The organism is Microbacterium sp. SGAir0570 (assembly GCF_005491085.2).
Taxonomy (GTDB): Bacteria; Actinomycetota; Actinomycetes; order Actinomycetales; family Microbacteriaceae; genus Microbacterium; species Microbacterium arborescens.
Genome location: NZ_CP027929.1, coordinates 2,577,813 through 2,591,458, shown reverse-complemented (window position 1 = coordinate 2,591,458; position 13,646 = coordinate 2,577,813). Strand labels below are relative to the sequence as shown.

Annotated in this window: 12 protein-coding genes; 3 read left to right on the top strand and 9 right to left on the bottom strand. The window is 71.3% G+C overall.

Annotated elements, in window-relative coordinates; all coding sequences use genetic code 11:
* Positions 1-20: 20 nt before the first annotated feature.
* The 3 genes from ptsP to C1N74_RS12320 are packed head-to-tail and all read right to left on the bottom strand — an operon-like array spanning position 21 to position 2,349.
* Positions 21-1,676: a phosphoenolpyruvate--protein phosphotransferase gene (ptsP, locus tag C1N74_RS12330; protein ID WP_137750626.1), complete on the bottom strand. Its 1,656-nt coding sequence runs from the start codon at positions 1,674-1,676 to the stop codon at positions 21-23.
* Between the two features lie 50 nt (positions 1,677-1,726).
* Positions 1,727-1,999: an HPr family phosphocarrier protein gene (locus C1N74_RS12325; protein ID WP_023955516.1), complete on the bottom strand. Its 273-nt coding sequence runs from the start codon at positions 1,997-1,999 to the stop codon at positions 1,727-1,729.
* Positions 1,996-2,349, bottom strand: a complete 354-nt coding sequence (locus C1N74_RS12320; protein WP_023955515.1) for a PTS sugar transporter subunit IIB — start codon at positions 2,347-2,349, stop codon at positions 1,996-1,998. The genes C1N74_RS12325 and C1N74_RS12320 overlap by 4 nt, the downstream gene beginning before the upstream one ends.
* A 107-nt stretch (positions 2,350-2,456) precedes the next feature.
* On the opposite strand from C1N74_RS12320, the gene C1N74_RS12315 reads away from it, so the two are divergent.
* Positions 2,457-4,376, top strand: a complete 1,920-nt coding sequence (locus C1N74_RS12315) for a transcription antiterminator (RefSeq protein ID WP_023955514.1) — start codon at positions 2,457-2,459, stop codon at positions 4,374-4,376.
* Positions 4,377-4,386: 10 nt separating this feature from the next.
* Here the strand turns inward: C1N74_RS12315 and C1N74_RS12310 are convergent, their stop codons facing one another.
* The 3 genes from C1N74_RS12310 to C1N74_RS12300 all read right to left on the bottom strand — a co-directional run bounded on the left by C1N74_RS12310 (position 4,387) and on the right by C1N74_RS12300 (position 7,667).
* Positions 4,387-4,956: a GNAT family N-acetyltransferase gene (locus C1N74_RS12310; RefSeq protein ID WP_137750625.1), complete on the bottom strand. Its 570-nt coding sequence runs from the start codon at positions 4,954-4,956 to the stop codon at positions 4,387-4,389.
* Between the two features lie 150 nt (positions 4,957-5,106).
* A complete protein-coding gene (locus C1N74_RS12305) occupies positions 5,107-6,807 on the bottom strand; it encodes a phospho-sugar mutase (protein WP_137751023.1) in 1,701 nt (566 codons plus the stop codon).
* A gap of 26 nt (positions 6,808-6,833) precedes the next feature.
* Positions 6,834-7,667: a purine-nucleoside phosphorylase gene (locus tag C1N74_RS12300; RefSeq protein WP_023955510.1), complete on the bottom strand. Its 834-nt coding sequence runs from the start codon at positions 7,665-7,667 to the stop codon at positions 6,834-6,836.
* A 68-nt stretch (positions 7,668-7,735) separates the two neighbouring features.
* Between C1N74_RS12300 and C1N74_RS12295 the strand changes: the two genes are divergently transcribed.
* Positions 7,736-9,199, top strand: coding sequence for an NAD(P)H-quinone dehydrogenase (locus C1N74_RS12295; protein WP_023955508.1), 1,464 nt, complete (start codon positions 7,736-7,738; stop codon positions 9,197-9,199).
* A gap of 109 nt (positions 9,200-9,308) precedes the next feature.
* Here the strand turns inward: C1N74_RS12295 and C1N74_RS12290 are convergent, their stop codons facing one another.
* The 3 genes from C1N74_RS12290 to C1N74_RS12280 all read right to left on the bottom strand — a co-directional run bounded on the left by C1N74_RS12290 (position 9,309) and on the right by C1N74_RS12280 (position 12,299).
* Positions 9,309-9,761, bottom strand: a complete 453-nt coding sequence (locus C1N74_RS12290; RefSeq protein WP_064955697.1) for a hypothetical protein — start codon at positions 9,759-9,761, stop codon at positions 9,309-9,311.
* A gap of 16 nt (positions 9,762-9,777) precedes the next feature.
* Positions 9,778-11,544 (bottom strand): biotin carboxylase N-terminal domain-containing protein, encoded by a 1,767-nt coding sequence (locus C1N74_RS12285; RefSeq protein WP_064955696.1) that lies wholly within the window; start codon positions 11,542-11,544, stop codon positions 9,778-9,780.
* A gap of 98 nt (positions 11,545-11,642) precedes the next feature.
* A complete protein-coding gene (locus C1N74_RS12280; RefSeq protein WP_137750624.1) occupies positions 11,643-12,299 on the bottom strand; it encodes a nucleoside triphosphate pyrophosphatase in 657 nt (218 codons plus the stop codon).
* Positions 12,300-12,343: 44 nt separating this feature from the next.
* Between C1N74_RS12280 and C1N74_RS12275 the strand changes: the two genes are divergently transcribed.
* Positions 12,344-13,639, top strand: a complete 1,296-nt coding sequence (locus C1N74_RS12275) for a class I SAM-dependent RNA methyltransferase (RefSeq protein WP_137750623.1) — start codon at positions 12,344-12,346, stop codon at positions 13,637-13,639.
* The last annotated feature ends 7 nt before the right edge of the window (positions 13,640-13,646 follow it).

Here is a 13,646-nt window from a genome sequence, read left to right as displayed (position 1 = left end):
TGTTGCGGGTGCGGTGCTGATCAGATGCCGGCGGCGGTCTGCGCGGCGGCACGTGCCGAGGCCGCGTCCGTCGCGGTCAGGGCGGCTTCGGCGATGCGGCGTGCGTCGTCGAGGGTGTGGTGGAGCAGGGTGGCGCGGACGTCGGCGAGCGCGGTGGGCGCCATCGACAGGCTCGTGGCGCCGAGGCCCACGAGCACGACGGCCAGCAGCGGGTCGGCCGCGGCCTCGCCGCAGATGCCCACGGGCTTGCCGTTGGCCTGGCCCGCCTTGCCGGTCTCGTGAATGAGGCGCAGCACGGCCGGGTGCCAGGGGTCCTGGAACGACGACACCGAACCGAGCAGGCGGTCGGCGGCGAGCGTGTACTGGGTGAGGTCGTTGGTGCCGATCGAGGCGAAGTCGGCGACCTTGAGGACGTGGTCGGCCAGCAGCGCCGACGACGGCACCTCGACCATGACGCCTGCGGTCTTGATGCCGTACTCGCGGGCGATCCCGACGAAGTACTCCGTCTCCTCGACGGTCGAGACCATGGGGGCCATGACCCACAGGTCGGCCTCGGTCGCGGCATCCGCTTCGGCGAGGGCGGTGAGCTGTTCGCGCAGGATGTCCTCGCTGGCGCGCAGGGCGCGGAGACCGCGGAGACCGAGCGCGGGGTTCTCCTCGTGCGCGTCGTTGAGGAACGCGAGCGGCTTGTCGGCACCGGCATCCAGGGCGCGGACGACGACCTTCTGGCCCGGGAACGCCTGCAGCAGCTTCGTGTAGGCCTCGCGCTGCTGGGCGACGGTCGGTGCCTGCGCCGAGCTGAGGAAGAGGAACTCGGTGCGGAAGAGACCGACACCCTCGGCGCCGAGCTCGACGGCCTGCGCCGCGCCCTCCGGCTTGCCGAGATTGGCCAGCAGAGGGATCGCGGTGCCGTCGGCGAGGGCTCCGGGCGTGATCGGGGCGGATGCTGCCGACTTGCGCTCGTCGGCGCGGTTCTGAGCCTGTGCGAGCTCGTCCTCGCTCGGGTCGGTGGTGACGACGCCCTTGGCGGCGTCGACGATGACGGTCTCATCGTCGGAGAGGCCGGCCGCCTCGGTGACGCCGACGACCGCGACGATGGACTTCTCTCGCGCGAGGATCGCGGTGTGCGAGGTCGGTCCGCCCTCGGAGGTGACGAGCGCGAGGACCATGTCGAGATCGAGCAGCGCGGTGTCGGCAGGGGCGAGGTCCTTGGCCACGAGCACGAAGGGGTGTCCCGGCTCGGGGACGCCCGGGGCCGGGACGCCGCGCAGGTGCGCGATGACGCGCTGCGCGACGTCGTCGAGGTCTGCGGCGCGCTCGCCGAGATAGCCGCCCATCGCGGACAGCTGGTCGCGGAACGAGGCGAAGGCGTCGTAGACGGCGAACTCGCCGGTCTTGCCCGCCTGCAGTCGCGTCGCGACCTCGGCCTCGAGGCTCGGGTCCTCGGCCATCATGGCCTGGGCCTCGAGCACGTCGCGGGCGGCGCCGCCCGCCTGCGCACCGCGCTGTTCGAGTTCACGTGCGACCGCGGCGACGGCATCCTTCACGCGCGCCGTCTCCTCATCGAGGGGCAGCTGCGACTTCTCGTCCTTCGGCGCGGGAAGCGGCTCCGCCATCCGTGCGATCGGTCCCTGCGCGACTCCCAGGCCGATGCCCACTCCGCGAAGCTCACTCATTGCTCGATCTCCTTCGTATCGTCCGTGTTCGTATCGATGGTCGTTCGTGTTCACTCGTCGTGATCGGTGGCGAGCAGGTCGGCGAGCTCGTCCAGGACGCTCTCGGCGCTGTCGCCGTCGGCCGTGAGGGTGACGTAATCGCCGTACTCGACGCCGAGCGCGATGACTCCGAGGATGCTCGCGGCGTTCACGGGAGAGCCCGAGCCCTTCGCGATCGTGACGTTGGCACCCGACTGCTTGACCGCCTGGGCGAACAGCTTCGCGGGACGGGCGTGGAGCCCGTTGGACGATCCGATGCGGACGGTACGCGATGCCTCGCTCATGAGGAGGTCCTCTCCGTTGAAGGGATGTCGGTGCTGGAACGTGTCGTGGTTGTGGCCGGAGCGGTGATCAGCGCGAGCGTCCGGCTCCCATCGAGATCTCGGAAGATGTCGGCGGGCATCAGGATGACGCGCGTTCCGCGGGCAGCCGCGGCCTCGGTGATCCGGTCCAGCTTCGGGATGAGCTGGGGGCCGACGAGGACGATGTCCGCCGCGTCGAGATCGATCGGCAGTGACTGCTCGGTTCCGGCGGTGGCGGTGATGTCCAGGCCGCGCGCTTGCGCCGCGTGGCGCACTCGCTGTGCGACGAAAGTACTCGACGCACCCGCGCCGCATACGACCAGGATCCTCATCGACCCGCCTCCTCCTCTCCCCATTGTTGTGAGCGGTCTCAGAGGCGACAAGGCCTTCCTGCTTCCGCAGGGGCGGAAGCTCAGCCGGGCCATGATGGAATGGGAACGTGACCAGGAGCCGGCAGGACCGCGTCCTCGCGATTCTCGCGCGCGACGGCGACTGGGTGACCGCAGCCGCGCTCGCCGATGCGATCGGCGTCACGCCTCGCTCGATCCGCAGCTACGTCACCGCCCTCAACGCCCGGGTTCCCGACGGCGTCGTGGTCGAGTCCGGGCCGCAGGGTTACCGCGCGGGCCCCGACAGCTCGGGGGCCGTGCACGTGGGCGACGCCGGCACGCCACGCGATCGGCTGCACCGCCTGGTGCGCTCACTGCTGGACTCTCCCGACGGGATCGACGTCTTCGAGACCGCCGAGGCCTTCTTCGTCAGCCCTGCCACGATCGACGCCGACCTCGGCCGGGTGCGCGGGCTCCTCGGCGGCACCGAGCTCAGCCTCGAGCGCACATCGTCGCGGGCACGTCTGCGCGGTACCGAGATGGCCCAGCGCCGGCTCCTCAGCCGACTGGCGCACGAGGAGACCGACGACGGCTCGTTCGATCTCGACAGCCTCCGCCGGACTCTCGGCGAACGCTCGGTCGGCGCGGTGGCCTTCGGTCCCTTCAAAGACGACCTGGTCTCGGAGCTGACCGAGCTCGGCTACTTCGTCAACGAGTTCGGCATCGGGGATGTCGTCATGCACATCGCCATCGCCGCCGATCGCATCACGCGGGGCCGGGCGCTCGAGGTGGCGGAGGCCGACGATGCCGCGTTCCGAGCTGAGGTCGGCGACATCCTCGACCGCCTCACGCGCCGGCACCTGGGCGTCGTCCTCGGGTCGGGTGACCGCCAGCATCTCGCCGCACTCGTGCTCACGCGCGTCGTAGCCCCGGGGGCGACCGAGCCGGCGGCGCTCATCCGCGAGCGCATCGACGCCGATGTCGCGACCGCGGTGCGCGACGTCGTGCGGCGGGCAGCCGCGGAGTTCCTCGTCGACATCGACCAGGAGGACTTCGTGCTGCGGCTGTCGCTGCACGTGCAGAACCTCAAGCATCGGGCGCGCGAGCAGGCGTGGTCGCGCAACCCTCTCACGCGATCGCTCAAGACGACGTATCCGATGATCTTCGAGGTCGCCGTCTACATCGCCGACGCCCTGCGCGGCCTGCTCGGCATCCCGCTCCTCGATGACGAGATCGCCTACATCGCGATGCACGTCGGCGGGCGGCTCGAACGCAGCCGACTCTCGGCGCAGGCGCTGACGGCGACGATCGTGTGCCCCGGCTACTACGAGCTGCACGAGCTGCTGCGCTCGAGCGTCGACCGGTCGCTGGGCCAGGCGCTGGACGTCGTCGGCGTCGAGACGCGCGTCGACCCGGACTGGGCATCCATCGACACCGACCTCATTCTGTCGACCATCGCCCCGCCCGTCGGGAGCGACCGGATCGTCCACATCCAGCCGTTCCTCACCGACGCCGACATCGATCGGGTGCAGACCGCCGCCGCGCGGCTCCGCCGGGCCCGGCGCCTGGCCCGCCTGCGCGCCGAGCTGGAGCGCTACTTCGACCCGTCCGCCTTCATCCGCGGGCTCGACGGCGAGGGGGGAGAAGAGGGCGTCATCCGGCAGCTGGGCTCGCTGCTCGTCGGTCAGGGCGTCATCGACGACGACTACATCGAGCGCACGATCGAGCGGGAGCGGCTGTCGTCCACGGCCTTCACCGACGCGCTCGCCGTTCCGCACGCCATCGGGATGACCGCGACGCGGACGGCGATCTCGCTCGGGATCGCCGACCCGTCTATCGCATGGGGCGACGGCCGCGTGCAGGTCGTGGCGATGGTCGCGTTCTCCGAGTCGGATCGTGCGGCCTTCCAGACGGTGTTCGAGCAGTTGGTCGAGGTGTTCAGCGAGCGCGAGAGCGTGCAGCGGATCGTGCGGCGCGGCACGACCTTCAGCGCCTTCCTCGATGAGCTCGTGGCGGTCGTCGACGGCTGATCGCGCGCACTCAGCGGGCGAGTCGGGCTTCGAGCCCCAGCTTCACCGCGGGCCACTCGTGCGGGAGCACCGAGTACACGGCCGTGTCGCGGAGCGTCCCGCGCGGCCCCAACCGGTGGTTGCGGAGCACCCCGTCCTGCTTGGCGCCGAGGCGTTCGATCGCCGCGCGTGACTGGCGGTTGTGCCAAGACGTGCGGAACTCGACCGCGATGGCGTCGCAGCTCTCGAACGCGTGGCCGAGCAGCAGGCGCTTCGCAGCGGTGTTGACCGCGGTCCGCTGCACCGCAGGGGAGAGCCAGGTGTGCCCGATCTCGACCCGGCGGTTGGGCTGATCGATGTTGCAGAACGTCGTCATCCCGACCGCGATGTCGTCCCGCAGCACGGCGAACGGGTTCATGTGACCCTCATCGCGCCAGGCAAGGCGCTGGGCGATGTCGGCCGGTACCGAAGCGGGCACCGAGGTGTACCAGGCGTATTCCAGCCCGGCCGTGGCGCGGGCGAGGTCGTCGGCATGATCGACGTCGAGCGGCACGAGCCGTACGTGATCGTCAGCGAGCTCCACAGGTTCCGTCAGCAGCACTCCCGAAGCCTAGCGGCGCGGATGCGTGATACAGACGTCGGACGGGTGGTGCTGGTGGGGTGCCCAGGGTCCCTCGAGGCGGCATCAGCCCCGCGCGTCAGACGAATGTATCGCCAGAAGCGCGGGACCATGCAGGCCCGAGGGCGGGTGTCAGTCGATGGCCGCGAGCAGGTCGCGCACACCGGTCTCGAGCGCGGCGAGCCGCGATGCCGCATCGTCGGCCGAGTCTCCGCGAACGTCGAGGTACAGCTTGAGCTTCGGCTCGGTGCCGCTCGGGCGGACCAGGATGCGCGCGTCGCCCTCGAGCCACAGGCGCAGGATGTCACCGAGGGGCGGGCCCGACACCGGAGCGGCGAGATCCTCGAACGACACGACCGCGGCGTCGCCGATGCGGGTCGGCGGCGCGGAGCGCAGCGCGGTGGTGATGCGCCCGATGACCGCGAGATCGTCGACGCGGACCGACACCTGCCCGCTTGCGAAACTGCCGAACTCGGCGTCGAAGTCGGCGAGGAGGTCGCCCAGCGTCCGGCCCTGTTCCCGTGCCTCGGCGGCGAGGCCGAGGATGGCGATGGCGGCGGAGATGCCGTCCTTGTCCTTCACGGTCTCTGGGTTCACCAGGTAGCCGAGCGCCTCTTCGAACCCGAAGACGAGGCCGGGGGCGCGCGAGATCCACTTGAAACCGGTGAGGGTGGCGTGGAAGTCGAGGCCGTAGCGCTCCGCGACGACCTGGAGCGCAGGCGACGAAACGAGCGAGCAGGCGAGCGAGGCGCCGTCGGCGACACCGCCCTCCGCGGCTCGACGCGCCGCGCGCCAGCCGAGCAGCAGACCGATCTGGTTGCCGGTCAGCCGCCGCCAGCCGCCCTCGGTGGCGGCATCCGGGATCGCGACCGCGAGGCGATCGGCGTCGGGGTCGTTCGCGAGGATGAACTCCGCGTCGTTCGCGCGGGCGGTCTCGAGTGCCAGATCCATCGCGCCCGGTTCCTCGGGGTTGGGGAAGGCGACAGTGGGGAACCGGCCGTCCGGCTCGGCCTGCTCGGCGACCGGGACGGGATGCGGGTACCCCGCAGCGTCGAGGATGCGCAGCATCGTCTCGGTTCCGACACCGTGCATGGCCGTGTAGACCCAGCGCATCCCGTTCGCTCCTGCGGGAGCCGGCGCGACGGTCGCCGTCGCGGCGACGTACGCCTCGACGACCGCGTCGTCGGCGGTCTCGTACTGCTCGGAACGGGGAAGGGCTGAGATGTCGCCGGCATCCGCCACCCGCTGGATGTGCGCGGCGATCTCGCCGTCGGCGGGCGGAACGATCTGCGAGCCGTCGTCGGTCCCGCCGAGGTACACCTTGTAGCCGTTGTCGTCGGGCGGGTTGTGGCTCGCCGTGACCATGACACCGGCGTCGGCGCCGAGATGGCGCACGGCGAACGCCAGGACCGGCGTCGGAAGGAGCCGGGGCAGCAGGATGGCGCGCAGCCCTGCGCCCGCGAAGATCTCGGCCGAGTCTCGCGCAAAGCGCGCCGAGCCCCGACGGCCGTCGTAACCGATGACCACGACGGGCGGAGCATCGGGCCCCGCCTTCTCGAGCAGGTAGGCCGCGAGTCCTGCCGCTGCCTGCGTGACGAGGACACGGTTCATGCGGTTGCTGCCGGCGCCGAGCCGGCCGCGGAGTCCCGCGGTGCCGAAGGCCAGGCGCGTGCCGAAGCGGTCGACGAGATCGGCCGCGGCAGCGGCATCCCCCGACTCGGCCGCGGCGATGACGGCCGTCAGCTCGTCGCGGGTCTCGGGGTCGGGATCCTGAGCGAGCCAGGCTCGCGCCGCGTCCCAGGGGACCGCCGGCGTCGTCGCGTCGACGGTCACGCCCGTGGCGGGCTCGTCCGCGCCGGTCACAGCGCCTCGATCACGCGGGCGAGGAGCGCCGAGATCACCGGCTCGGCCTCGCGACCGGCCTCGATCACCTCGGCGTGGCTGAGCGGGGTCTCCTGGATGCCGGCGGCGAGGTTGGTGATGAGCGAGAAGCCGAGGATCTCCATGCCGGCCTCGCGGGCGGCGATGGCCTCGAGCGCCGTCGACATGCCCACGATGTCGCCGCCGAGCGTGCGAGCCATCCGGACCTCGGCCGGTGTCTCGTAGTGCGGGCCGCGGAACTGGGTGTACACGCCCTCGTCGAGCGTGGGGTCGATCGAGCGGGCGATGTCGCGCAGTCGCGACGAGTAGAGGTCGGTGAGATCGACGAAGGTGGCGCCCTCGAGCGGCGAGTCCGCGGTGAGGTTCAGGTGATCGCTGATGAGCACCGGCTGGCCGGGTCGCCACGTCGGCTTGATACCGCCGGCACCATTGGTCAGCACCATGATCTTCGCGCCCGTGGCGGCGGCGGTGCGCACGCTGTGCACGACCCGGCGAACGCCGTGCCCCTCGTAGTAGTGGGTGCGGGCGCCGATGACGAGGATGCGCTTGCCCTCGGGGGTGAGGATGCTGCGGATCGTCCCGACGTGCCCCTCGAGCGCCGGCTTGCTGAAGCCGGTGACGTCGGTGGCCGGGATGGTCGCCGTGGTCTCGCCGATGAGCTCGGCCGCGCGACCCCAGCCGCTGCCGAGGGTGAGCGCGATGTCGTGGCGCTCGACGCCGCTGATACGGGCGATGTCGGCCGCCGCCTCGCGGGCCACATCGAGCGGGTCGACAGCGGGATCGTCGAGCGGGTGCGCGGAGGAGTCAAGCATCCCCCCACTCTAAGACTCGCGACCCGTCGGACGCAGGTGTGCGCGACCGACTCTGCGGCTGAGGAAGAATGGAGACCATGTCGCCTCTCAGCTTCGAGCGCACCCAAAGCGTCGCCGTCCTCGGTGGCGGCCCCGGCGGATACGAGGCGGCGCTGGCCGCTGCCCAGCAGGGTGCGGAGGTGACGCTGGTCGAACGCGCCGGCGTGGGCGGCTCGGCGGTCATCACCGACGTCGTCCCCTCGAAGTCGCTGATCGCCACGGCCGATGCCGCGGTGGCCATCGCCGGGGCATCCGATCTCGGCGTCCAGCTGTTCGCGCGGTCGGACTCCGGCACCCCCCTCAAGCCCGAGATCGCGATCAACCTGGCGGCGGTCAACCGCCGACTGCTGTCCCTCGCGCGCCAGCAGTCCGACGACATGCGCGCCCAGCTGGTCGAAGCGGGCGTGCGCATCATCTCCGGTCACGGCCGCCTCGACGGCACCCACGCCCTGATCGCGGCGACCGGCCCCGGTGGCACCGACTTCGACCGCGTGGAGGCCGACACCCTGGTCGTCTCGGTGGGCGCGTCGCCGCGCGAGCTGCCCAGTGCGAAGCCCGACGGGGAGCGCATCCTCACCTGGACGCAGCTCTACGACATGAAGTCCCTGCCCGAGCACCTTATCGTCGTGGGATCCGGCGTGACGGGAGCGGAGTTCGCGTCGGCCTACATGAACCTCGGGGCGAAGGTGACGCTGATCTCCAGCCGCGACCAGGTGCTTCCGGGCGAGGACGTCGACGCGGCGGCCGTCATCGAGAAGGTCTTCAAGCGCGGCGGGATGACGGTGCTGTCGAAGTCTCGTGCCGAGAAGGTCGAGCGCACCGAGAACGGCGTCGTCGCGACCCTCTCGGACGGGCGCACGGTCGAGGGGAGCCACTGCCTCATGGCGGTCGGCTCGATCCCCAACACCGCCGGCATCGGTCTCGAAGAGGCCGGTGTCCAGCTCACCGACTCGGGTCACATCCAGGTCAACCGCGTTGCGCGCACGTCCGTGCCGAACATCTACGCCGCGGGCGACTGCACCACTTTCGTACCGCTCGCCTCGGTCGCCGCGATGCAGGGGCGCCAGGCCGTCTTCCACGCGCTCGGCGACACCGTCATCCCGCTCGAGCGCCGTCGCATCACCGCGAACATCTTCACCGCGCCCGAGATCGCGACAGTGGGCCAGCAGCAGAAGGACATCGAGTCGGGTCTCGTGAACGGGTACGTTCACAAGCTCCCGCTCGCCGCGAACCCGCGCGCCAAGATGATGGGCGTCAAGGACGGCTTCGTGAAGATCATCGCGCGCGAGGGGTCGGGCACCGTCATCGGCGGCGTCATCGTCGCCCCGCGCGCGTCGGAGCTGATCTACCCGATCGCGATCGCCGTCGAGCGTCGGCTCACGGTCGACCAGGTCTCGCGGGTCTTCGCGGTGTACCCCTCGCTCACCGGCAGCATCACGGATGCCGCGCGTGCGATGCACCTGGTGCAGCGCGACGAGGACCCGCTGTCCTGAGCCGCGCGCGCGAGCGTCGGAGAATCGCGCGAAGATCGGAGTGATCCTGGCGATCGCTCCGATTTTCGCGTCTCTCTCCGACGCGCACGCGCGACGATGCGTCGCCGTGTCACCTCACATCGGCGTAGTAGCGCGTCTCCGGTTCGGCGCGGACGGCAATCCTGACGGCTGTGGTGCGGGTGGCGTCGACGAGCTCGAGAGAGTGCGGCTTCTCGTCGCAATCGATGCTCGTCTCCACGCCGCGCGAGCCGGACGTCGTCGAAGCCTCCACGGACACCGTCGCGGTGTGACCGCCGAAACACCGCACCTCGACCGCACTCGCCGGAGCCGGCTCGGCGAGCGTCAGGATGACGCCTGCGCTCCGGTCACCGGAGTTCTCGAACGGCATCGTGCGACCGCTCGCCGCGCCGATGCCGACATCCGCGCCGGCTGGTTTGGCCGCGACCGAGGCGAGCCACGCGTCCGCCGCCGCGAGGTCGACCGTGTCGGAAGCGCAGGCGCTCAGCCCGAGAGCGAGCCCCAGCAGACAGACGACGGGAAGAACACGTACAGGGCGGTGCATGCCCCCACTCTAGGGCTCAGGAGATCGTGAGCAGGGGGTGACCCGCGCCGACCGTGGTGCCGGGTGTTGCGTCGATCGCGCCGACCACGCCGTCCTTGTGCGCCTGGATGGGCTGCTCCATCTTCATCGCCTCGAGGACGACCACGAGGTCGCCTTTGACGACCTGCTGGCCGGCCTCGACGGCGACCTTGACGACCGTCGCCTGCATCGGCGACTTCACGGCGTCTCCGGATGCCGCAGCGCTGGCGCTCGCGGCGTGCGACCGGCGCGACGGCGGTACCTGAGCGGGACGGCCGACCGCGACCGGCGGCGATGCGACGCGATCGGGGAGGCTCACCTCGAGGCGTTTGCCGGCGACCTCCACGACCACCGTGTGGCGGCCGCTCGGCTCTGCGGGAGCCTCCAGTTCGCCGTCCCAGGCCGGGATGTCGTTGACGAACTCGGTCTCGATCCATCGCGTGAACACGCCGAACGTGCCGTCCTCCGCCGTGAAGGCGGGCTCGCGCACGACCCGGCGGTGGAAGGGAAGCACGGTGGGCATGCCGGCGACCTCGAACTCGTCGAGTGCTCGGCGCGACCGCTCGAGAGCCTCCTCGCGGGTGCGGCCCGTCACGATGATCTTGCCGAGCATCGAGTCGAAGGCGCCCGAGACCGAGTCGCCGGCCGTGACACCGGAGTCAAGACGGATGCCGGGACCGCCGAACGTCTTGAAGACGTGGATGCGGCCCGGCTGCGGCAGGAAGTTGCGCCCGGGGTCCTCGCCGTTGATGCGGAACTCGATCGAGTGGCCGACCGGGGCCGGGTCGTCGTAGTCGAGCGTGCCGCCCTCGGCGATGCGGAACTGCTCGCGGACGAGGTCGATGCCGGTGACCTCTTCGGACACGGGGTGCTCGACCTGCAGGCGGGTGTTGACCTCGAGGAACGAGATCGTTCCGTCGGCGCCGATGAGGAACTCGCAGGTTCCGGCCCCGACATAGCCGACCTCGCGCAGGATGGCCTTCGAGGCGGAGTAGAGGATGTCGTTCTGCTCGGCCGTGAGGAAGGGCGCGGGCGCCTCTTCGACGAGCTTCTGGTGGCGTCGCTGCAGCGAGCAGTCTCGCGTGGAGACGACGACGACGTTGCCGGCGGCGTCGGCGAGGCACTGCGTCTCGACATGGCGCGGCTTGTCGAGGTACTTCTCGACGAAGCACTCACCACGGCCGAACGCGGCGATCGCCTCGCGGGTGGCCGACTCGAACAGCTCGGCGACCTCGTCGAGCTCGCGCGCGACCTTCAGGCCTCGCCCGCCGCCGCCGTAGGCGGCCTTGATGGCGATGGGCAGGCCGTACTCGTTCGCGAAGGCGATGACCTCGTCGGCCCCGTCGACCGGCCCGGGGGTGCCGGGGGCGAGGGGAGCGCCGACCTTCTCGGCGACGTGCCGGGCGGTGACCTTGTCACCGAGGGCCTCGATCGCCTCGGGCGAGGGGCCGATCCAGGTGAGGCCGGCGCCGATGACGGCGCGGGCGAACTCGGCGTTCTCAGCGAGGAAGCCGTAACCGGGGTGCACGGCGTCGGCGCCGGAGCGGCGAGCGACCGAGAGGATCTTCTCGATGGAGAGGTAGGTCTCGGCGCTCGTCGAGCCCTCGAGGGCGTACGCCTCGTCGGCGAGGCGGGCGTGGAGCGCGTCGCGATCCTGGTCGGCGTAGACGGCGACCGACGCCTTCCCGCTGTCTCGGGCGGCGCGCACGATTCGAACGGCGATCTCGCCGCGGTTCGCGATCAGGACCTTGGCGATCTCAGGCATGAATGCCAGCCTAGCGAGCGCGGGCGCTCGTCTTTTGGATCACTCGCACAAAGTGATCGATTGAACGTGGGCGGATGCCTACGAAACGGGTGTAGCGGTCAGGCCGTGCGGGGCCCGCTCCAGAGGTCGGTCCAAGCCACGTCGAGCTCGCGGACGAGCAGGCGCAGCGTCGACAACGACATCCCCACCACCGTCGAGGGATCGCCCTCGACCCGCGTGATGAAGGCGCCGCCGAGGCTGTCGACGGTGAATGCGCCGGCGACCTGCAGCGGCTCGCCGGTCGCGACGTAGGCCGCGATCTCGTCGGACGAGATGTCGTCGGCGAAGGTGACGGCCGCCTCGGCGACCGCGTGGGCCTCGCGCGGGGCGGCTCCCGGACGAACACGAAAGACGGAGTGCCCGGAGTGGAGGATGCCGGTGCCGCCGCGCATCCGCTCCCACCGCTCGGTCGCGACCGCCGGCCGCAGCGGCTTGCCGAGCACCTCGCCGTCGAAAGCGAACATCGAGTCGCCCCCGATGACGATGCCGTCGAAGTCGGGCTCGTCCCGTGCGAGCGTCGCGACCACGTCGGCCGCCTTGCGCCGAGCGAGCACCAGGACGTGCTCCTCCGGCGACAGGACCCGGCCCTCCGCGGCCTCGAGCGCGGCGACGACGGCCTCCTCATCGACCTCGGGCGCCCGGGTGGCCGGTTCGATGCCGGCCTGACGCAGGAGCATGAGACGAGCGGGGGACGTCGAGGCCAGGCACACGCGCATGCCGTTCACGCTACCCGCGGGCGCGCGTGTGCGAGCATCGTGGGATGCAGTCCGGCGACCTTCTCGATCTCGACGTCACCGACGTCGCCCACGGCGGCGTCTTCGTCGCCCGTCACGAAGGCCGCGTCGTCTTCGTCCCCGACGCGATCCCCGGAGAGAGGGTGCGTGCGCGGCTGACCGACACCGCGAAGTCGTCCTTCTGGCGTGCCGAGGCGCTCGAGGTGCTCGAGGCGTCGCCGCATCGGCGACCTCACGTCTGGTCTCCGGCCGACATCGGCACCGCCCCGGAGAGCCGGCCGGGCGGAGCCGACTTCGGGCACATCGAGCTCACGCACCAGCGCGAGCTCAAGCAGCGCGTCCTGCGTGATGCGCTGCAGCGCTTCGGCGGCGTCGACAGCGACGTCGTGGTGGCGAGCGCCGGTGCCGACGAGACCGCCGACGGCACCGGATGGCGTACGCGCGTCAGCCTGCACGTCGATGACGAGGGACGCATCGGACCGTTCGCGGCACGGTCTCACCGCGTCGTCGAGGTCGACGATCTGCCGCTGGCCACGCCCGCGATCGCCGAAGCGGTCACGGGCGGTCGCTCCGCCGCGCCCGGCCGCCTCGATCTCGTTCAGCCCGCCGACGGGCGCGTGCGCGCTCTTCCTCGGCCCGAGACCCCCCGCCGACGGGGTCGAGGCGGGCCCCGGCCGACCGTGGACCCGGCTCTGCGCGAGGTCGTGACCGAGCGGGTCGGTGACCGGGACTTCCGCGTGGACGCCGGCGGCTTCTGGCAGGTGCACCGGCTCGCGCCGGTGGCGCTGCGGGATGCGGTCCACGGCGGGCTGCGCGCGGCGGGGCGCGACACGGTCCATCCCGACGCGTGGCACCTCGATCTGTACGGCGGCGTCGGCCTGCTCGCCGCATCCGTCGCCGAGCTCGGTGGTCCCGCTACCCGCATCACGAGCGTCGAGTCCGATCCGCGTGCCACCGACCATGCCGGCGAGAACCTGGCCGAGTGGGTGGGGGCGCGCGCGGAGACGGGTCGCGTCGACCGCTGGCTGCTCCGGACCGAGCAGACGGCTTCGAACGCCGAGCGCGCCCGGTTGCGCGCCGGAGTGACGGTGCTCGACCCGCCGCGATCGGGAGCCGGACGTGAGGTCGTCGACTCCCTGCTGCGGCTGCGCCCCGGGACGCTCGTCTACGTCGCGTGCGATCCGGTCGCGCTCGCGCGCGATCTCGGCATGCTCCGCGCGGGCGGTTACACACCCGTGTCGCTGGAGGGGCTGGACCTGTTCCCCAACTCGCACCACATGGAGGCGGTCGCGGTACTCACCGACGAGGGTCCACTGTCCTAGGCTGAGC